Origin of the sequence: Rahnella inusitata (assembly GCF_018288855.1) — a bacterium.
GTDB lineage: Bacteria > Pseudomonadota > Gammaproteobacteria > Enterobacterales > Enterobacteriaceae > Rahnella > Rahnella inusitata.
Genome location: NZ_CP065026.1, coordinates 99,672 through 120,101, shown reverse-complemented (window position 1 = coordinate 120,101; position 20,430 = coordinate 99,672). Strand labels below are relative to the sequence as shown.

The 20,430-nt window shown below is 51.6% G+C and carries 19 protein-coding genes and 3 pseudogenes; 7 read left to right on the top strand and 15 right to left on the bottom strand.

Annotated features, from left to right (window positions below):
* The first annotated feature begins 642 nt into the window (after window positions 1-642).
* Window positions 643-1,416, top strand: a complete 774-nt coding sequence (locus I2123_RS25195) for a tyrosine-type recombinase/integrase (RefSeq protein WP_213052983.1) — start codon at window positions 643-645, stop codon at window positions 1,414-1,416.
* On the opposite strand, the pseudogene I2123_RS25190 reads toward I2123_RS25195, so the two are convergent.
* Window positions 1,356-2,099: pseudogene (locus tag I2123_RS25190) on the bottom strand (ISNCY family transposase); the annotation flags it as partial. The gene I2123_RS25195 and the pseudogene I2123_RS25190 sit on opposite strands and share 61 nt — an antisense overlap.
* A 401-nt stretch (window positions 2,100-2,500) precedes the next feature.
* Here I2123_RS25190 and I2123_RS25185 point away from each other — a divergent pair.
* Window positions 2,501-2,863 (top strand): annotated as a pseudogene (locus I2123_RS25185) (hypothetical protein); the annotation flags it as partial.
* Here the strand turns inward: I2123_RS25185 and lptG are convergent.
* From lptG to I2123_RS25150, 7 genes are all read right to left on the bottom strand, one after another.
* A complete protein-coding gene (lptG, locus tag I2123_RS25180) occupies window positions 2,852-3,937 on the bottom strand; it encodes an LPS export ABC transporter permease LptG (protein WP_213052982.1) in 1,086 nt (361 codons plus the stop codon). The pseudogene I2123_RS25185 and the gene lptG sit on opposite strands and share 12 nt — an antisense overlap.
* The gene (gene lptF / locus I2123_RS25175; RefSeq protein ID WP_213052981.1) at window positions 3,934-5,004 is read right to left on the bottom strand and encodes an LPS export ABC transporter permease LptF; all 1,071 of its coding nucleotides are present in this window, start codon (window positions 5,002-5,004) and stop codon (window positions 3,934-3,936) included. Before lptF ends, lptG begins: the two co-directional genes overlap by 4 nt.
* A gap of 64 nt (window positions 5,005-5,068) precedes the next feature.
* Window positions 5,069-5,632, bottom strand: coding sequence for a YtfJ family protein (locus I2123_RS25170; RefSeq protein ID WP_213053061.1), 564 nt, complete (start codon window positions 5,630-5,632; stop codon window positions 5,069-5,071).
* A gap of 11 nt (window positions 5,633-5,643) precedes the next feature.
* On the bottom strand, window positions 5,644-6,477 hold the full coding sequence (locus I2123_RS25165) for a hypothetical protein (RefSeq protein WP_213052980.1): 834 nt from the start codon (window positions 6,475-6,477) through the stop codon (window positions 5,644-5,646).
* Entirely contained in the window at window positions 6,470-7,813 is a 1,344-nt protein-coding gene (locus tag I2123_RS25160; protein ID WP_213052979.1) for a lipopolysaccharide biosynthesis protein, read from the bottom strand. Before I2123_RS25160 ends, I2123_RS25165 begins: the two co-directional genes overlap by 8 nt.
* Window positions 7,810-8,559, bottom strand: coding sequence for a nucleoside/nucleotide kinase family protein (locus tag I2123_RS25155; protein WP_213053060.1), 750 nt, complete (start codon window positions 8,557-8,559; stop codon window positions 7,810-7,812). Before I2123_RS25155 ends, I2123_RS25160 begins: the two co-directional genes overlap by 4 nt.
* Window positions 8,543-9,301, bottom strand: a complete 759-nt coding sequence (locus tag I2123_RS25150; protein ID WP_213052978.1) for a nucleoside/nucleotide kinase family protein — start codon at window positions 9,299-9,301, stop codon at window positions 8,543-8,545. The genes I2123_RS25155 and I2123_RS25150 overlap by 17 nt, the downstream gene beginning before the upstream one ends.
* Before the next feature lie 350 nt (window positions 9,302-9,651).
* Between I2123_RS25150 and I2123_RS25145 the strand changes: the two genes are divergently transcribed.
* The gene (locus tag I2123_RS25145) at window positions 9,652-10,374 is read left to right on the top strand and encodes a dTMP kinase (RefSeq protein ID WP_213052977.1); all 723 of its coding nucleotides are present in this window, start codon (window positions 9,652-9,654) and stop codon (window positions 10,372-10,374) included.
* Between the two features lie 58 nt (window positions 10,375-10,432).
* On the opposite strand, the gene spt is transcribed toward I2123_RS25145, so the two are convergent.
* From spt to I2123_RS25125, 4 genes are read right to left on the bottom strand one after another with little or no spacing between them, the layout of a single operon-like run.
* Window positions 10,433-11,605 (bottom strand): serine palmitoyltransferase, encoded by a 1,173-nt coding sequence (spt, locus tag I2123_RS25140; protein WP_213052976.1) that lies wholly within the window; start codon window positions 11,603-11,605, stop codon window positions 10,433-10,435.
* Window positions 11,592-11,852, bottom strand: a complete 261-nt coding sequence (locus tag I2123_RS25135; RefSeq protein ID WP_213052975.1) for an acyl carrier protein — start codon at window positions 11,850-11,852, stop codon at window positions 11,592-11,594. The genes spt and I2123_RS25135 overlap by 14 nt, the downstream gene beginning before the upstream one ends.
* Before the next feature lie 30 nt (window positions 11,853-11,882).
* Window positions 11,883-12,797 (bottom strand): NAD-dependent epimerase/dehydratase family protein, encoded by a 915-nt coding sequence (locus I2123_RS25130; RefSeq protein WP_213052974.1) that lies wholly within the window; start codon window positions 12,795-12,797, stop codon window positions 11,883-11,885.
* Complete coding sequence (locus I2123_RS25125; RefSeq protein WP_213052973.1) at window positions 12,797-14,530, bottom strand: fatty acyl-AMP ligase; 1,734 nt, start codon at window positions 14,528-14,530, stop codon at window positions 12,797-12,799. The genes I2123_RS25130 and I2123_RS25125 overlap by 1 nt, the downstream gene beginning before the upstream one ends.
* 639 nt (window positions 14,531-15,169) lie before the next feature.
* Between I2123_RS25125 and I2123_RS25120 the strand changes: the two genes are divergently transcribed.
* From I2123_RS25120 to I2123_RS25850, 3 genes and pseudogenes are all read left to right on the top strand, one after another.
* Window positions 15,170-16,294 (top strand): N-acetyltransferase, encoded by a 1,125-nt coding sequence (locus I2123_RS25120; RefSeq protein ID WP_213052972.1) that lies wholly within the window; start codon window positions 15,170-15,172, stop codon window positions 16,292-16,294.
* A gap of 197 nt (window positions 16,295-16,491) precedes the next feature.
* Window positions 16,492-16,851 (top strand): diacylglycerol kinase, encoded by a 360-nt coding sequence (locus tag I2123_RS25115; RefSeq protein WP_213052971.1) that lies wholly within the window; start codon window positions 16,492-16,494, stop codon window positions 16,849-16,851.
* A gap of 75 nt (window positions 16,852-16,926) precedes the next feature.
* A pseudogene (locus I2123_RS25850) lies at window positions 16,927-17,040 on the top strand (hypothetical protein); the annotation flags it as partial.
* Between the two features lie 32 nt (window positions 17,041-17,072).
* On the opposite strand, the gene I2123_RS25110 reads toward I2123_RS25850, so the two are convergent.
* Window positions 17,073-18,172 (bottom strand): IS3 family transposase gene (locus I2123_RS25110; RefSeq protein ID WP_213052970.1). Its coding sequence is split into 2 segments (ribosomal slippage): window positions 17,073-17,911 and window positions 17,911-18,172, totalling 1,101 coding nucleotides; the frame shifts between segments, so codons are not numbered across the junction.
* A 303-nt stretch (window positions 18,173-18,475) separates the two neighbouring features.
* On the opposite strand from I2123_RS25110, the gene I2123_RS25105 reads away from it, so the two are divergent.
* Complete coding sequence (locus I2123_RS25105; RefSeq protein WP_213052969.1) at window positions 18,476-19,525, top strand: tyrosine-type recombinase/integrase; 1,050 nt, start codon at window positions 18,476-18,478, stop codon at window positions 19,523-19,525.
* Window positions 19,526-19,616: 91 nt separating this feature from the next.
* Here the strand turns inward: I2123_RS25105 and I2123_RS25100 are convergent, their stop codons facing one another.
* A complete protein-coding gene (locus I2123_RS25100; protein WP_213052968.1) occupies window positions 19,617-20,096 on the bottom strand; it encodes a GNAT family N-acetyltransferase in 480 nt (159 codons plus the stop codon).
* On the bottom strand, window positions 20,093-20,353 hold the full coding sequence (locus tag I2123_RS25095) for a type II toxin-antitoxin system TacA family antitoxin (protein WP_112198336.1): 261 nt from the start codon (window positions 20,351-20,353) through the stop codon (window positions 20,093-20,095). Before I2123_RS25095 ends, I2123_RS25100 begins: the two co-directional genes overlap by 4 nt.
* Between the last annotated feature and the right edge of the window lie 77 nt (window positions 20,354-20,430).

Genomic DNA, 20,430 nt, shown 5'->3' with positions numbered 1-20,430 from the left:
AAAGTACTCCACTCAACAACAATTTTTATCAGGACAATACTTCTCCAGATACTCGTTTAGGTATAAACAGATACGGTACTTATTCCCGAGACAGGTTAGTCTGGCGGAATATTGGCTGTTCAGATTGTCGTTTGCTTTAAGAACATCATTATCTCATCCCGGATAGCGGCTTAGCTTCGACCCTCTCTTTTCTCCGTAACCCGATCGCCATCGCGGAGCATCGCATTTCGCCCTGACGTCGCCCAGAGGTCTTCGCTTTTCACGTATTGGGGTTTACCCCCAGACTGCCCAATTGCCCACAGACTTATCCCCCGTTTTTGTGGATAAGACTACATTTAGCGTTTTTCATTTCAAAAAAACACCAGATGTTGCGGTTTTTGCCCGTTTAACGTGGAGAAATTTCCGGCTGACGTCAAAGAGAGGTTTTTTCTGGTCATTGCGATATAATCCCTTTTGTATCAGATGCCTGCACATCCGGTACGGGGGAAAGCGACGGTAACGGGGCGTTGCCGCTCGCTCAACTCCCCTCCCCCGCAGGTTGGGCTTTTTCCCGTATACCGGAAAACTCCCCAAAACGACCGATCACCATTTTGGTATTTATTCTCCTCGATCGGCACGGAGATTTTCGGCACACTGGGTTTAATGACAGTGATATCGCCGCCGGCAACCGGCTCTGCGACGCAGATTGCGGAGATTAAAAAATTGAGCCTTATCCCCCACGAAACTTTGCAGAATTCACGTAGCGTCACCAGCGGCTACTTTAACTACGACGATGCCCTGGCCCTTCGCCAGATGGCACTGAGCGCCGGCGTCGGGATGCCGCACTACCTGCTCGCCCCGGAAGTGAGCCAGCTGTTGCCCTACCTGCGGGATCTGACCCAGCGGCTGTTCGGGGAGACGCTTTGGAACACCGGCGCCCGGCTGAACGAATGCCTGGCACTCACGCCGGCGCACTTCAACCTCGACAACGGCTCGCGGCCGTTCGTGGTGATCAAAATCCTCAAGCAGCGCACCCGCGGCCGCGGGCGCCCGGAGGCCGGCGAGCAGCTCAACCGCATCGTGCCCCTGTTTGATGAGGCGTACGTGCAGCGGCTGCGGGAGTATTTTCAGACGTTCAGGCCGAAGAAGAACGAACCCCTCTGGAACGTGAAGAGCGACGAGACGCCGCGCAACTGGATCCGCGCCGCGGTCCGGCGGGCTGAAAGTGACAGTGTCACGTTCTCGTTAGAAACCATTACCCCGAAAACGTTCCGCCACAGCTTTGCGATGCACTTAATTCAGTCACACGTGCCGATGAAGGTGGTTCAGGCGTACATGGGCCACACCGAGGCCTCGAGCACGGAGGTTTACACCCGGGTATTGGCGCAGATGCCGGTAATGTTGAGCTCGTTCATTGCACGCCCGAACTGTGTCTGACCATCGCCGCCGGCCGCATTTTTGTTGTTGATGCGAAAGACGCTGGCTTTGTCGCTATAGAATGCTAATGGTTTGCCGTGCTTTTCCAGGTAGCCGCGGGTCGCCTCGAAATACGTGAATGTCGACTCCGACTTCACGAAGTGCAGCTGCATGAGTCGACTGGTTGCGTCATCCACATAAACCAGCAGCGTGCAGGCCGGACCGCGTTCTTCAAACCAGCGATGATCGCAACCATCAATCTGGATAAGCTCGCCGACGCAGGCGCGGCGATAACGTGGCTGCTGAATTTTTGGGGCACGCTGTTTTCGAGGGATCCAGAGCCTGGCGAATATCATCAGCTTGCGGACAGTCTCTTTAGCCAGTACTACGTTATGTAAGTCGGCCAGCTTCTCGCAGGCCAGCGTGGGACCAAAGTCAGCGTAGCGTTCGCGGATGATCTGAATGGCAAGCTCAGCAATACCTGCAGGCAACTGATAATTGCTGGGCTTGCCGCGTCTGCGATCAGTCATGCCAAGTGGGCCGTCTTCGCGATAACGCTGAAGCAGGCGGCGACACTGCCTATCTGAAATACCAAGACGTTCTGCGGCAAGACGCGTGGTCAGCCGTCGGTCAATAACGTCTTGTATAATTTTAAGTCGGTTAACTTCGTTCATCGTAAAAAACTCCGCACCAGAAGCCGTCATAACAGGTTCCTCAGCAGGTCACCCGAAGCGGCCATGTCAGCTTAGCTCATAACGGTCATCTTAGCTTAGCCTCTATAATCGCGGTGCGGTTAATGCTATTTATGTTAAATTATGCGTATTAAAACAAATACCCAGCTTTTATCAGTTTGACTGTTTAAGATCTTCAGCGATATTCCACACATCTAGGCTGCCCTGTGCGGCTGACACAGTCATTTCTTCATGACGTGGAGAAAACCGGACAAGAATGCCATTACGGCGCAGGAATAAAGCAGATGAAGCAAATGCGGTTCTCTAATTTGCATCATTGAAACAATGCCCCGCGCTATAGCAAGAAGATATGCAGCAGTTGGAACGTATATATCATCCTCGCCTCCATACATGTGGCGGTTTAGAATTCGTGTATAGCCCCGGTCACAGAACGAAGTGGCCAGAAATCCTGGGTACACTGGCGTTGGCAATGTGCGAAGTTCGTCCGACAGACATTCGTGGAATGGACTGCGAAGACGGTAAACTCATCATACTGGGCCAAATTGTATTATCAGGGGCGGCGAGAAAAGGGAAAATCTCATCAATCCGCGATCCGGGCTCTGGCATTCAAATGGATAAGGATCATTTACCACTGCTGGAAGACCAGAACCCGTTATGACGAAGCGAAATATTTGCTGGCACTGGAAGAGAGAAAATCGCCCTTACTGATGCCGTATATTGCTATCACAATCCCCGAATTTGATAATGCAAATCTCCTCCCCCACCTAATACTTTAGCCGCCGATCAAAGCGATAGATCAACCCAACCGCCAGCCCCAGCAATAAAACCGGCGGCACCAGCGTAGTTAGCTGGGCATTGATTGAGAACAGAATCCCCAGGTTCAGAACGATCTGGTAAACAATCCAGGTCACCAGCCCGACGATTACGCCCAGCGCTAAGCGACTTCCCAATCCCGGCGAACGCGGCGTGCTGAAGGTGAAGGGAACCGCCAGCAGGATCATCGCCAGAATCAAAATGGGCCGCCCCGCTTTTTGCCACAACGCGTTTTCATACTCGAGGCTTGGCTGCGCGGTTTTGTGCAGATAGACAATATAGTCGGCAAGCTGTCGGGCCGAGAAGCTTTCTGCGGGCAACGTGAGCCTCTTCAAATCTTCACCCGAAAACAGCGAATGCCACTGCATTTCTGGCAGGATATTGACGGTTTCTTGCTGCTTATCCCAGCGCTTTTCGGTGACGTTGTGCAGCGTCCACATTCCCTTTCCAGCGATTGTCGCGCTCTGCGCGAAAATATAGGATTTCAGCGTCAGGTCGGGCTGCCAGCTGAAGATTTCAATTCCCACGGGCTGGTTCCGATTATCTAACGATTGCACCGTCACAAAGTCATCGTGGCTCCTAGCCCACAGCGCATTGGCGGCGTCTGAGTCACTTTCTGCTTTCGCCATCGCGACATTTTTTATCTGCAACGCCCGCTGTTGCAACGGAGCGGCCACCCACTCATCTACCGCGCCGAGCGTCAGAGTCATTACCAGCCCGGCATAGAAAATCGCCCGCGCAATGCTGGAGATTGAAAATCCGGCGGTGCGGATAGCGGTAAGTTCCAGGCTTTTGGATAGCTGCCCCAGCCCGACAATGCCGCCCAGCAAGGCAACAAAAGGCGCAAGATCCACCAGGCTGCGCGGTAAGGTCATCACCACAACCAGCAGCGCCTGCGTCCAGCGATAGCCGCCAGGCGCCACATCATCCAGTTCGTTGATCAGGTTGAAGGTGGTAAACAGCGGGATCAGCAAACCGGCGGCGGCCGCAAATCCGATAAAGGTATTCCGCATCAGATACCGGCTGAAAATAGTCATCGGGAGAATTTCCGCAGCAGTGAGAAATCGCGCGCAATACACAAGGCCAGGCCAATCAGCATCGCCAGCGGAACCAGCCACACGCCGGGGATGGCAGGCAGCGATCCGTTGGCTACCAACGTGCGGCAGACGTTGCCGCCATAAAATATGGCGGTAAATAGCAGCGTCAGCGGCAGCAAGGTGGCGTAGCGCCCCTGCCGGGGTTTGGTGCGGCTGAGCGGGATGGATAACAGCACCATCAGTAAGGTGCTGACGCCGCGGCTTTCCCGCCACTGCAGCTCTGCTTTATCCGCCGGATCCGACGACTGCCTTAACTCGGCCACAGGAGCCGACTTTCGCCTCACTTCCAGACTTTCAATAAAGGGTTTCAACGCGATATTGAGGCTGTGATAGTTCTGCATATTGTCCTGCGTCCCCTCGCGATCCAGCACATAAGCGGTGCCGTTCTTCAGGTTGACGGTGGGACTGGTCGGGGAAGGATCGGTGACCACCACCGAATGCGCCCGGTACAGGTTGGTATTTTTCCCGGAGCGGGAGTAAATCAACGCGTCGGTAAGCTGATGGCTGGCGGGATCGATACGGCTGGCCATCACCATTCTGCCGCTGCCATTAACGTTGAATTTATTGGCCTGTAAATGGCTGACATCCAGTACAGACTGCGACTGTTGCTCCAGCCGGTAGATATTGCCATACGCCCACGGACGGCCGTAAAGAGACAGCAGCGTCACCACCACCGCCAGTGGAATCGCTAACAACATCACCGCTTTATACAGGCGAACCGGGCTGGCACCGGCCGCAAATATTGCGGTGATCTCAGAGTCAGTGTAAAGCTGGCCCAGCGCCACGGCCGTGGCAACATACAACCCAACCGGCAGCAGCATCTCAAGCGCAATCAATACCTTGTAGCAGACGACATCAAATACAACCTGTAGCGCAAGCGTGCCATTGGCCGCATCGGTCAGATAGCGCTGCGCAGAATAACTGGCGAACATCACCACCAGAAAACCGACGATGACCATCACCAGCCGACGAATTTCGACCGTGATATAGCGTTCAATCAGCGACACCACGGTTCTCCTTTCGCGCCCGGCCAGCCGCTTTTCTCAACAGGGCTCATCGTCAGGTTGCACATCATGATTGGCCGCTGCCGATCAGCTTTTGTACCAGGCCGATCACATCGCTGACTTCGGTCGGGCTCAGCGACCCATCCCTGGCCCAGCGCACGCGTCCTTCCTGATCGAGCACTAAAATGGTGGAACTCTCTTCAGGCAGCTGCCAGGTTTTCCGCCCGATGCCATCGCTGTCGATAACGAACTGTGCCCAGGGATAGTTCCTTTTGTTCTTCTCAATCTTCCCGCGGACGAAGAAACCGGAGCCGGGGATCGCGTCATCGGTGTTAACGATGGTGGTGGGCTGAAAGCGGTCCTCGGGAAATTGCGCCTCTTTAACGGCAGTGATCAGCATCGAGTTTTTCTTTTTCGCCGACGTACGGCCCGCGATGTACTGCACAACCCGCACCTTTCCCGCCAGTTCGCCACTGTTCCAGTTTTGATAGCTGAACTCCCCATCCCTGAGGATCAACTCCCCACGATCGGCGATAGCCACGGGCGCAACGGGTTGACCATAAACAAAGTTATGGGCGGAGGCCGCCATTGGCAGCAGCAACAACATCATGGTCAGCAACTTGCCCAGCATCCCGGCGTTGATCACTGCGCGTGAAACCTGGCGAGCAAAGATTCAAGACGCTGGCGAATATCGATATCCAACACCGCAGGCGCGTCGTAGGATTTACCGCCAGACAGCTTCTCGGCCACCATCACGTCATGTCGGTCCCCCATCAGCCCATTGATCGCCGCCATAAAGCGGGAGATTTTCCGCGCTTCGACGTTATCAGGATCGAGGGATCTGAGAGTGTCATAAAAGGAAACCTGCTGACTGATGATTTTGCGGACATCGTGAAACTCCTTACCGGTCAGCATCGGGTTAGCGATCAACGTTTGCAGTAGCAGCAACTGCTCCTGACGATAGGCAATAAATCCGCTTTCTGTTTCTAATTCAAGATGACGCAGACCATAGCTGACCCGTGACCAGACCGGCTTACTGAGGAACACCCGCAAAATATTGCCGTAGAGATTCAGGTTCTTTTGATTTCCATTGCGGAAGGCATCCTGGAAGTGGCCAAGAAGCACGGTAGTCAGATGGAAAAGACGGCCCGACTGATGTTTTTTGCCATACAGGCGCTGAGCAAAACGTAAATGCTTATAGCGCGCGCGAATATATTTGTAGCGTAAACGCGTCGACGCCGACATTTCACGTCCCCTGAGGAAGTCACTCACCAGACCCAGTAACTCCTCACGGGTAAAGCCGTCCTCCCAAAATTGCAGGCAGAGCGCATAATTATTTCGCAGCCCCTCCTGAGAGCACGGCAAGGCGATCTGCTGCGGCAGACTGAAATTCGCATCAACAATGTCGTCCTCTTCCACCGCGGCAAATAATAATTCCGTGGTTTCCACAGAAAATTTCTTCCAGGTATTATCCATTTTGTTGGCTCTCTTGGGACAGGGTAAACCGCAGGGCAGTGCGATGGCGCCAGGCATGGAACGTGGGGATCATCGTTAATAATACGTCTAAGGATTGCCCACCAAAGTAGGCGAAGGCCGCGCCCCGCAAGCCAAAAAAGTGCGACATGCCGATCAGCAGGGCAATATAACAGAGCGAAGAAATCGTCTGCATAATCAGAAATGCCCGCTGCTTGCCCGCCATAAACAGCAATGACTCCTGCGGGAAGCCCAGCATAGAGACGATAATCGCCCCCAGCATTATTTGCATCAGGTCATAAGCCTGTAAATATTTATAGCCGAAGACCACGGAAATAAGCGGCTTGCCAACGACAAGTACGAGGACCGCAACCGCCACCCCTATCCCTCCGGCAAACAGCGCGGAGCGCAGGCCGAGTTGCCACGGCTTGCTGGTGCGCGGATCCAAACGCATGATTTCAGGATAAAAGCTTTTCTCCATCAGCTTAGCCGGCGTGCCGGTGGCATCAAAGAAGGTCAGCGCAATTTTAAACAGGCCGGCCGCCGCCGGACCTAAAACGATCCCAACCAACACCGTACTGCAGGAGTTTCGCGCTGCCCAAATGGTATGAGCAAAATTGGTGGTCCAGACAAAGTCCCACGCCCCTTCAATTCGGCGAGCGGTCTTCATCAGTCGGGGGGTTAACGCATTATGAATATCCCTGCTACGCAACTCGCGTGCGGCGAACCACCAAAACAGCGTGCCACCAATCAGGTTGGAAACATACCAGGTAATAATAAAGCCGGGGAAACCCAGCTCGAAATAGAAGCAGAAGAGACTGCCGACCGCCTGCAGGAACGGCTTAATCGCCTGCTGCACGGCAATTAAGTCGAAGCGGTTGAATGCCCGCAAAATACCGGTCGGTGTGGACGAGGTCATCGACGGAATTAACGTACAATAAAGCACCGCCAGCCAGAGGCTGTGAGTATCCAGACCCAGCGAGTGAGAAAGGAAAGGCAGCAGCGCCATTCCACCCAATACAGCCACGACGCTACTAAGAATATCGAGCCCGAAAGAGAACGAAATCACATCGCGGAAGCGGGAGATATTCTTCCCTTCCAGGGCCGGCGTGCCGAATTGCACCACGAACTGCCAGGTCTGGAACTTAATTAAATCACTGACCGCTTTGGTGTAGGCCTGAATAACCACCAGTACGCCAAACATTTCTGTCGACATGCCTTTGCCGGCACAGGAAAGCGCCACCAGGCCGAGCAAGGCACTTGCCACACTGCCGGATCCGAGGTAAGCGGCATTTTTCAACATAGTGCGAAAGGCGCCATCCGTAAACCAGTGCTTCATGATGTGGAACCGGCGGCAACAGCCGTGATCGAATCCAGCGCTTTCGCCAGTACTTCATCGTAAGGCGCGCGGGCGTCCAGCTCGATAATACGGGAACCGTTATAGTGAATTCTGACCATGGCAGAAATTTTATCTTCTAACTCTTCATAACTGTGGTCCGGTTTACGCGCATAGGCCGTATCCACATCAATATCCAGACGCAAAATAAGCTGCGGACGAATCAACGCCATCTGCTGATATAAGCGTCGTTCACTTTCGGCCAGTCGGCTCATTAACCAGCCTTTTGCCCTTTCCACGCCAATGCCGGGACCATCATAATAAAAACCGGAAATTTCAGCCTGGGGATATCGGTCGCTGATCACCAATACGCCGCTCTGCGCCAGACGGATGACCTTCTGTAAATTAGAGGCACGCCATAATGAAAAACCGTACATTATCAGTGCCGCCCAAAGCGCCGGTGGCTTATTACTCATGCGCTGAGTTTTATCCGATTTCGCCGCCAACCGACGTTCAAGCCAGATGCCAATAATGGGTAAGCGTTTAATTTTATCGCCATCTTCACCGGAGATAAGTCCTAAATAACGGCGTTCCGTCACCCTTTTCTTCTGCAAATTTCTGACCAAATCAACCGTCAGCGTTGATTTCCCAGTGCCGTCACTGCCAACGACCGCAATAAGCCCTACGATACAGGGAGAAACCTCTTTCGCTTCATCTTCTGTCGGCTCGGTATTAATTTTCTTCAGCATGATGGTCATGAAATAACTCTGTCTCTGAATAGGTTAATGAGGCCTGAACCGCACGTAATGATTCATCCAGAATTTTATTCTCCGGGTCCCTGCCATCGAGATCGAGAATGGTTGCGCCATTGAAGTTCAGATGAGGAATAACGGCAATTTTCTCGTGCAGCGCGGAGAGCGCGTGATCGGGTTTGCGGGCATGCGCGGTAGCCGCGTCGATATCCAGACGGATCAGTAATAATGGCGGATATGAGGCCATCCATTGATAGAGTTTTTGCTCTTTATTCCTGAGCCAGCCAATCCAGCGATTTCCGCCGCGGGTTTTGGCAAGCTGCGGCCCATCAAAGCGGAAGCCAGGCACTTCGGCCTGCGGGTAGCGGTCGGCGATCATCAACTGACCTGATTGATTTTTTCTGAGCATTTTCCAGAACTTATAAGCACGCCAGAATGAAAGCAGAAAAATAACCAGTGCGGTAACGTTGCCGGGAGGAGTCGAAGGCCGCTCGTGAACGCGATCGGATTTCTTCAGTAAATAGCGTCCAAATGGCGCACCTATTATCGGTAGATCGGCGATCCATTTTCCTATCAGCCCTGATGACTGACCAAGATAAATAAACTCCGTCAGTTGCTGCGAAGAGAAGTGGCTTACCAGACTGGCAGCTAACGTCGATTTTCCGGAACCATCGCAACCTGTAATAGCGATCACGCGTACCGGGGAATAACGCGAGTGGGAGTTTATCTTCTGGCGCACAACAAGCTATCCACAGGTAAAAAAACCATTTTATTCTGTTCCTATACGTGTTCAAGTCATTTATCAGCGGGCAGCAGGTATTGTTAAATACCTGCTAACAGCATAACCGAAAAGCCTTTTCATTCTTTTTTTCTTATTATTTCGTGCTATAATAACACAAAGTATACCTCTCACGATTTATATACCCTTGCCCGTCCGCAGAATAAATCACCTGGAAAAGACGCAACCACCTGATTTAATTTTTCGCGCACAGCTTTGACAACAAGTAGCATTTAATAGCCATGTCTCACTAACGACTTCTTGCGGCCAAAATGCTAAATTCGCATAGTGTTTATAAAGAGCAAAGTATTATGACCTCCAGACTCCCGCCGCTTATTGCGGTAATTGGCAGTGATGGCTCCGGAAAGTCGACTGTCTGTGAACATCTGATTGTTCATGTCAAAAAATACGGTCCTGCAGTAAGGGTTCACCTCGGTAAACAGGCCGGAAATGTCGGACGTGCCGTTTCACAACTGCCTTTAATGGGCAAATCCGTCGAGCGGGCTATCGAGCGGAATACCAAAAAAGTTAAAACCAAAAAGACCCGCATTGGCTTGTTGCCCTCAGTGGTGATCATGACCTTTGTCGTGCGCCGCTTATTACGTTTTCGCCGCATGCTGGCTTATCGTCGACAAGGGCTCATCGTATTAACCGACCGTTTTCCACAGGCGCAAATTCCCGGTGCCTATGATGGAACGGTATTTCCACCCGAAACCCAAGGTAACGGCCTGGTGAAATGGATGGCCGGTCGCGAGCGTTCAGCCTTCAAATGGATGGCCGCGCATAAGCCGGACCTGGTCATCAAACTGAACGTTGACCTCGAAGTTGCCTGCGCACGTAAGCCCGATCACCGCCGAGAACAACTGAGCAAAAAAGTGGCGGCCACCCCGCTTCTGACTTTTGAAGGCGCACAGCTGGTTGATATTGATGCCAATAAACCTGTCGACCAGGTGATTAACGCGGCGGAACAGGCTATCTCTGAGTTTATGGCCGCCCAGGGTTATGAAGGTGAGCCGGTCGCCCACTCGCAATAACCTCCCCTTTCAGCTTGCTTTCACTGCTTATGGTCACCCAAAAGCAGTGAGTGGATAATTACTTTTTCAGTTCCGCAAACGCCTGAATGATCTTATCAATCTCTTCTTCACTGTGTGCCGCATTGACGCTACAGCGCAGCAGCGTTACGCCAGACGGCGCCGCCGGCGGCAGAACCAGATTGACGTAAACTCCAATCGCTATCAGATCACGCCAGAAATTCAGGCCGTCTTCTTTCGAGCCAATCATCACCGGCACTACCGGGCTGATACGTGGCCCCAACTCATAGCCGATCTGCGCCAATCCCTGGTAAAGACGGTTAGCATTACTCCAAAGCTTTTGGCGTAATTCGGGCTGCTGCGCGATTTTTCGCAGGGAGGCACGCACCGAAGCAATGCTGGATGGTGAAGGTGACGCGGTGAAAATATAGGGACGACTGCTGTAGCGCAGCACCTCCATGGCCTTACTACCCACCGCAAAACCACCAATCGACGCCAGACTTTTGCTGAAGGTGCCGAGGATAATATCGACCTCCTCTTCCACGCCCAGTTCTTCTGCCAGACCGCGACCGGTTTCGCCCATCACGCCAAAGGAATGAGCTTCGTCGACCAGCAAATACCCGCCTAACCGGCGTTTGATATCGACAATTTCCACCAGTGGGGCAACGTCGCCGAGCATGCTATAGATGCCTTCGACGATGATGATCGCCTCTTTTGCCCGTTCGCCAAGACGCACCATCCGGCGTTCCAGATCTTGAGCATCGTTGTGACGGAAACGGATAATTTCAGCGCCGCCCAGGGCACACCCATCATAAATACTGGCGTGGCTGTCGGCATCGATCAGCACCACCGCGCCGGGGCCCGCAAGGGTGCTGATGACGGCGAGGTTAGCGGTATAGCCAGTGGAGAAGACGATGGCACAGGGGCGGTTGAAAAAAGTCGCCAGCTCCTGCTCCAGTGCGAGGTGTGAACCATAGCTGCCGTTAGCCATACGTGAGCCGGTGGTGCCGGTTCCCTGCACGGCTAATGCAGCCCGACCGTCAGCGATGGCCTGCGCATCAAAGGTCAGCCCAAGGTAATTGTTGGTGCCTGCCAGCACAATTTTCTGGTCGCCGATGCGCCCTTCCGTCGCGGAGTAGATCTCATCGATACAGGTGCCAAATGGATTCAGTCCTGACGTCTGGAATTGCTCACGCTCACCTGCCAGGCGTGAAAACTTATCATACAGGCCCATTGGCGTTCTCCAGGTGAGGTTGCAGCGCGACAAGCAATTGCTCAGGCGTTCTGACATCGAGCAGGATGTTAATCGGAATAGAAATATCCAGTTTGTCTTCCAGCATCATCAGCAAATCCATCACTCTGATTGATTCCAGGCCAAGATCGTTGACAAGATCGCTGTCCGGCCTGACATCCACCTCACCTTTAACGATGTCCTGTAAGCAGGTAAGAATATAATCCATCACTTCGTCGCGATTTAGCATAAGAACGTTGAAAACCTCTACTCGTAAGAATTAAAACAGTCTTTCACGCAGCGCGCGTTCCAGACTGACCTCTGGAAACCAGTGGATGGTTTCAGATAAAGATGTGTTGCTTGCCGACCAGTCCTGATGGGTTAATTCGCGGATTTTGCTGTGGGTCAGCATCGGCTCTTTTCTGGCCAACCAGTTCCACAAAATACTGACCTCGGCGAAGAATTTAAGCGCCGGCCACGGCACGCCCAGTAACCACACCGGGCCTCCGCGCACCGCTGAACCGATAGCCTTTAATCGCAGCCAGTTATATCCCCCCTGCACGCCATCGCAGAGCTCGCAAATTTGCGTCTCCGGCACCTCGGCCAGCAGCCACTGGCTGACGGCTTGCGCAAGATCGCTCACATGCAAGAAAGAGAGCTTCGCTTCTGGCGAGCCCAATCGGGGAAGTACACCGCGTAACAGCCAGTCGAAAACCGGCTTCAACTCTTTATCACCAGGCCCGTAAACCGCCGTCGGGCGAAATATGCCCAGAGACATGCCAACGGCCATCGAGATCAGCTCCCTCTCGGCGGCAAATTTTGATCGCGCATACCAGGACAGTTGAGGATGGCGGGCAGCCAGAGACGACAGGAACAGGAATCGCTTACAGCTGCCGCTTAACCGGGCAGCCTGCATCAGGCCGACGCTGCCGTTAACGTTGCATTGGGTGAAGGTGTCTTGCGAACTGCCCCGCACCTGCCCCGCGCAGTGCACAACACTGGTTGCCCCGCGCACCAGCTCCCAGAGCGAAGCCTGATCTTCCAGCGAACCGTGGATCCACACCAGATTGTCGTCGGTGGAGGGTTGCGGTGTGCGGGTTAACGCCCGCACCCTGAAGCCCCGCGACAACAGATTCCCGACGATGTGTTTACCAATGAAACCCGTTGCGCCCGTCACTGCTACAGTGGTGCTCATCAGACCAGCCCTGCCAGTTGCACCGCCGGATAGAGTGCTGCGGATAACCAGCGTATTTTGGCTTCAGCACGCGCAGGTTTTCCTGATGAGGTGCGTGGAATGCTGTGAGGTGGCAGAAGTTCTATGTCCACCGCCACGCCGAATTCGCTTTGAATGCTGGCCGACAGCGAGTGAACAATCTGCTCCCTGCGTTCCTCAGAACCGATCCTGCACTGGATCTGCAATATAATTCTGGCGCCCTCGCCGTGCTCTTCAGTAACAAACGCAATCGCATCGCCGGCATGAATTTCCGGCTCCGCTTCAGCAACATATTCAATATCCTGCGGCCAGATATTGCGGCCACGAATAATAATTAAGTCTTTCTTACGGCCAGTGACATACAGATTTCCGCCTGACAGATAGCCCAAATCGCCGGTATCCATCCAGCCCGTCGCCTTGATCATTTGCTGCGAGACATCGTCGCGGAAATAACCCTTCATCAGGCTGGGGCCTGAAATATAAATATGCCCGATCTGACGCTCAGGCAACGTCGTTCCGTTTTCACTACGAATATCGATGCGATGCCTAGGTAAGGCTCTGCCGCAATTCACAAAGGATGAGGTGGTCAGCGTATTTTTGCCTGGCGCGACAGCCCGGCCTTCATATTCCAGCACTTCACGGTCAATCTCATGAATTTGCGCACCGGCATTCTCTTCCGAGAAACTCACCGCCACCGTATTTTCAGCTAAGCCGTAGCAAGGCATAAAAGCATTGGGATTGAAGTTGAGTTCACTGAAATGCTCACCGAACTGCCTGAGCAATTCGGCAGGAATAGGTTCCGCACCCACACCCGCCACGCGCAAGCTGGAAAGGTCCAGCCCGGCCAGCTCTTTCATGTTGCTGCGTCGCAGGCACAAATCGTAGCCAAAAGGTGGCGCGACAGTCACCGTGCCACGATTTTTGTCGATCAGTTTCAACCACTGCAAAGGCCGCATAGCGAAATCTTGCGTCCGCAGATAATCGACGGAAAGCTGTGTCGCCACTGGCGTTAGCAGGAAACCTACCAGCCCCATATCGTGATAGAACGGCAGCCAGGAAACGCAGCGGTCGCCAGCGCGTAATTTGATGCCGTCGTGGCTGATAACCTGCAGATTCGCCATCACTGAACGCTGGGTAATAATCACCCCGCGCGGGAAACGGGTGCTGCCGGAGGTATATTGCAGGTACGCAATATCATCGGCGGCAGGTTTGTTGAGCTCAATATCCCATTCCGGCAAGGCATTGAATTCGGCATTGCTGAGAATATGCGGAGGTGGTGCATTCTCTGTGGCTGAGCTGATTAACGGCACCCACTCTTCACTGCTGATAATCGCCGCAGGTGCGCAACTGGAAATCAATCCTTTCAGCTTGGTGACATACGAAGCACGCTGCCCGATACCCATAGGAATGGCCAGCGGGACCGCGACCAGACCGGCATACTGGCAGGCAAAGAACGCTTCGACAAAACCGACGCTGGTCTCTGCAATTAGCGCAACACGGTCGCCCTTTTTCAGATCCAGCGAGAGCAGACGACGAGCGCCACTTATCGCCCGCTCTTTCAGCGTCCGATATTCCAACACGCCGACAAGTTGATTGCGACGGTCATAGAAGTTCATTCCCGTGCTGCCCTGGGCGGCGTAATCTAACGCCTCCACCAGTGAGCCAAAATCGGCATAGCGCATAGGAAGAGAATGGGTTGAGCTCGTTTCAGACATAGACAAATCAGCCATAGATTAAAATCACCAAATGCGACAGGCAAGGTTGGCGAGAGAGTTGATGTTTTATTATGAATTTTTTTTATAATCCGTTATTTAACTCTTTTTTATTCCGCCATTAACTTCGCAGGCAGTTTTGCATTCGCAAACCACCCATTACTAAAAAAAGAGTCTCACTGGCATTCATATTCAGGATGCCAGGATATATTCCGGCATCTTCACATGTTCATCACTGAACCTAAACACTTCATAAACAGTAGCCGGAAGCCGGTTAAAAGTGAATAGCTGATTCACGATGATTATGACAAAAGCATTAAGTGATAAAAAATAGCTTCACGTCAGAAAAATAAAATCAGTAGACTGCAAATGATCAGAGGTCTTTACAAAACTAATAGAATGAAAGAGTAAAGCATAAATTGCTTACCCTGTTGCGGATGTACTCTGCCAATAATTCCAGCAGCACGTAATGTTTAAATTAACGCTTACCAGCGCGAAGCCAGATTTTTATTAACAAATAATGCTTTTGCCATCATCTGCATCAGCTTTCAGGCCTGTTTAATCATCGCTTTGAAAACTTAAAAATGCCTGCCAACTGGCCTTGGGCTTCTTCGAACAGACGAAAATAATTAAAGGTTTTTTATGATTCATATTAAAAAAGTCACTGAAAAGCGTGATTTGAAGGCATTTATCGCTTTTCCCTCCTCACTGTATCACGGCGATCCTAACTGGATTGACCCGTTATTTATCGAGCGTGAGGAGCATCTATCAAAGAAGAACCCGAGCGTTGAGCATATTGAGTGGCAGGCATTTCTGGCAAAAAAAGAGGGTAAGATTGTCGGGCGAATTACCGCGCAAATTGACAGTCTTCACCGCGAGCTTTATGGTCAGGATACCGGCCATTTCGGCATGATTGATGCCATTGACGATGCGGAGGTCTTTGCGGCGTTATTTGCGGCGGCAGAGGCGTGGCTTAAGTCGAAAGGGGCAATGAAGATAACCGGCCCTTTCAGCATGAATATCAATCAGGAAAGCGGCTTATTAATTGAGGGCTTCGATACCCCACCTTCCGCTCTGATGACGCATGGCAAACCCTATTACGCTGATTACATTGAACAACAAGGTTATTTACAAGGCATTGATCTGTTGGCCTATTGGATGAAGCGTACCGATCTGCATTTTGAACCTTCGCTGACTAAACTGATGGCTCAGGTGAGAAAAAAGGTCAGTATTCGCCGCCTTAATCGTAGAAAATTTGCTGAAGAAATGCAGGTATTGAGGGAAATCTTCAACTCCGGCTGGCAGAACAACTGGGGGTTTGTGCCCTTCACCGAACATGAATTCGCCACCATGGGCGATCAGCTGAAATACCTGGTCCCTGACGACATGATTTATATCGCCGAAGTGGATTCGGTGCCCTGCGCATTTATCGTTGGCCTGCCGAATATTAACGAGGCTATTGAAGGGTTAGAAGGCCGTTTATTCCCCTTCGGCTGGGCAAAGCTGTTGTGGCGACTGAAGGTTAGCGGCGTGCGCACTGCGCGGGTTCCATTGATGGGGGTTCGCCACGATTTCCAGTTCAGTCGGATGGGGCCAATTATGGCGCTATTGCTGATTGAGGCGCTGCGTGATCCCTTTGCCAGACGCAATATTGATGCGCTGGAGATGTCGTGGATCCTCGAGTCCAACACCGGCATGCGCACTATTCTGGAGCGCATTGGTGCAGTGCCTTATAAGCGCTATCGCCTCTTTGAGAAGACGCTCTGATCGGTCTGCAGGCGCTAACTTCCCTGAGCTCTCGCGGTGGTGTTGCTTATCCGCAACCGGACATGTTGCTGGCTGCTGTTAAAGGCTATCGCCACGAGGTGATTAATTAATATAATTAATCATTATAAAACCAATATAACTCACCTGACGTTATTAGTTGGGTGGGTTAATTCAATCTAATTTATAAGAGTAAACGCATGTCCTTTGAAAAGAAAAAAGGCATAAATCGCTTCATCAGCAGCGTCAATAATTCATGGGAAGGTTTGAAAGATGCCATCTTCACCGAAGATGCTTTTCGCCAACTCATTATCATTAACGCATTCTTACTAATCATTACATTTTTTCTGGGCATCACTAAAACAGAACGGCTGCTGTTAATTGCTACCTGCTTTATTTTGCTGATCGTTGAATTATTGAATACCGCCATTGAAACTGTGGTTGACCGTATCTCTTTGGAGATCCATCCCCTATCCAAACGAGCCAAAGATATTGGCGGTGCAGCACAGTTAGTGGCAGTGATTATGACGATAATCATTTGGCTTAGCGTTATCTTTTAGCGATTACCAGGGCTTAAACCGCAAAATAAAAGCGTTTATCGTATGCTGTCGCTAGCTTTGGTGAGGCTTTGTTGAATAAATCGAACTTTTGGCCGTAGTCAGGATCAGATCTTCACACTCCTGATCCTGCAGCGATATCACGTGGCAAAACAAAAGTTCAAAATCACCAACTGGGCTACCTACAATAAGTGATCTCTTCCCAATATCGGTGCCAGGCTAAATCAGAGATCCGGGCCTGTTTGCAGGTTTCGGATAAATTCTGCCGGAGTCTGGTTATTTAACGAGGAATGTGGCCGGTACTGGTTATATTCCTGCCGCCAGTGCTCGATCTTCTCCTGAGCATCTTCCAGTGACAGGAACCAGTGCACGTTCAGACATTCATCACGCAGGCTGCCGTTAAATGACTCAACCAGGGCGTTATCTGTGGGCGTCCCGGGGCGTGAGAAGTCCATCGTTACCCGGTTTTCATACGCCCAGCGATCCAGCGTTTTCGAGATAAATTCGCTGCCGTTGTCCGTCTGTAGCCGCTGTGGTACACGCTGCTGTGTCTGCCTGATCCGTTCCATCACGGCGACCACATCGTCACCGCGAAGTCCCTGGCCTACCTCGATCGCCACGCATTCACGACTAAAATTATCGACTACAGTCAGCGCACGGATCCGGCGCCCGTTGAACAGATTATCAGCAACGAAATCCATGCTCCAGCACTGATCCACAGCGGTCACGGCCGGGCGGATACGCCTGTGCCTGGCCGTCACGTGCCGCCGCGGGCGTTTTGACCGCAGGTTCAACCCTTCCAGACAGTAAATCCGATGGGTTTTCTTGTGGTTAACCAGCCAGCCCTCGCGCCGCAGCAGGATATGGATCCGCTGCACACCATAACGAATGCGGGTTTCTGCAATCTCCCGTATCCGCTGCGTGAGGGCCCGGTCATCGCGGCAGCTGCGGTAGTTGTAGACCGTTCGGCTCTGCATCATCAGCCGGCATCCCCTGCGAACCCCGATGCGGTACGCCGCCAGCAGGTATTCGACCGCCTCGCGTTTCTGCACCGGCCTCAGAACTTTTTTCGGATGACGTCCTGCAGCATTTCCTTGTCCAGACTGAGATCGGCGACCAGCCGTTTCAGGCGGTGATTCTCTTCCTCCAACTGGAGCAGCCGACGCAGTTCCGTCACGCCCATGCCGCCAAACTTCTTCTTCCAATTGTAAAAAGTAGCCTCAGAAATCCCCATCTTTCTGCACACTTCCTCCACCCGAGTGCCGGTTTCGGCCTGTTTAAGGGCAAAGGCTATCTGTTCTTCGGTATAACGGGTCTTTTTCATGGTTGATATGCCTCTCAGTGAGATGAAAGAAAGACCGGATACTTCAGTTTAGACTGGCACTGTTTTCAGGGAGGAGATCAAATTCAGTGGTCAATATTATTAACTTTATATAATGGGACTTATATAAAGTTATCTATTCGCTACAGTAGCTGATAATCTATCCAGTAGTTATAGGGGCAGGTAATTTTTCGCAGATGACCTTGTAGGTTTTGCTACGTGAAATCTGCAAGGGAAATCCCCTGCATCTTTCTCAGAATCCACGTAGCGTTGTCAGTGACCGGGAGTTCGCTTTTTAAGCTATATATGGGCAAATTGTCACCAACCAACCAGGCACTACCTGCTATCCAGGCTGAAGAGGATGTTCTGGCGAGGCTTAAGGAATTTGTTCAAGACAAAGAGGCGTTTTCACCCAATACCTGGCGACAACTGATGAGTGTTATGCGGATCTGCCACAGATGGTCGATTGAAAATAGCCGCTCGTTTTTGCCCATGCTTCCGGCCGACCTTCGCGATTATCTGAACTGGCTGCAAGAGAGCGGTCGCGCTTCTTCAACGATTGCGACGCATGGATCATTGATTTCAATGTTACACCGTAACGCTGGCCTAATCCCCCCTAATACTTCACCGCTGGTTTTCCGCGCAGTGAAGAAAATAAATCGTGTTGCAGTTGTCACGGGTGAACGTACTGGCCAGGCCGTACCCTTTCGTCTTGAAGATCTGCTTGAGCTTGATGCGCTCTGGTCTGACTCGATATCGCTTCGCCATAAACGTGATTTGGCATTTCTGCATGTCGCTTACAGCACGCTGCTGCGTATCAGTGAATTAGCCCGTCTCCGTGTTCGTGATATCTCCCGGGCAACAGATGGCAGAATCATCCTTAATGTGAGTTACACCAAAACTATTGTTCAAACTGGCGGCCTGATCAAGTCCCTAAGTTCGCAGTCCTCCCGCCGGCTAACTGAGTGGATGTCGGTGTCTGGTATCAATGCTGAACCTGACGCCTTCCTCTTTTGTCCGGTGCACCGCTCTGGGAGTGCAACTCTTTCAGTCACCCGTCCGCTGAGCACGCCTGCGATTGAATCAATTTTCGCACAGGCCTGGCTTACAATTGGAGCAGGTGAACCTATCATTCCAAACAAAGGGCGCTATACGGCCTGGACTGGTCACAGTGCCCGCGTAGGCGCTGCACAGGATATGGCGGGACGTGGCTATGCTGTTGCTCAGATCATGCAGGAAGGGACATGGAAAAAACCTGAAACATTAATGCGTTATATCCGTAATCTTCAGGCGCATGAAGGTGCGATGACCGATATTATGGAAAAAAACACTCTAGATCATAATAATACAAAATAACAAAAATCACACTTCATCATTATGAAGTATTACTTCATATTTAGTGTTTTTCGGTTTCATCACATGCTGTGCTTCATAGTCTTTGGAAACGCTAAAGGCGTAGCATTAATGTCATCGGATTAATTGGCGATGATGTAAAACCGTAGTGTTCATAAAATTGTTTAGCCGGTTCATGAAGTGCATGTACGAGCAATGCTCTGACCCCTGTGTTTTCAGCAATTGAGTGAACTCGAAGAACGGCATCCTGTAGCAATGATGAACCTAACTTTACTCCTTGAGTACGAAGGTCGACCGCCAGTCTTCCCAATACAATGACCGGAATAGGATCAGGCATATTACGCCGAACAGATCCTGCCGCTTCCCTGTGCGACACAGCACCGGCTGCGAGTGCATAATAACCAACAACACTTTTATCGTGAGCCGTGACAACAAAAGTACGACTTGCACCGTTTAAGTGGTTTGTCAGAGCGAGCCGTTTTAACCATTCATCTAACGTTGTTTCCCCACAACCGAAAGCGTCAAGGATATGTGCAGTTGTAAGTGGCTCAGGAGCAGACAATTGTAAACTCATGCCCAAGGCGCTTTAACTGCCATCAGACGTTCCAGACCTTGATTTGCATTTTGAGGTGCGTCAAGCATCGCTGTGAATTCATGAAATTTCTCAGTATCTAACTGGAAAAAAACTTGGTCGAGCAGAATAGCTTGTGCGCGCTCACACGCTACTTCCAACATAAAATCAGATCGGTTTTTACCTAATAGGCTGGCGGCTTGATCTATGAGATCACGTTGTTCCGGCAAAGCACGCAAATTAATCGCAGCGTCACGCATTTTTTATATCTCCTGTATTGACAATGGATATACATTATAAGATTGTATATCTATTGTCAATACACTATGCCTTTGGG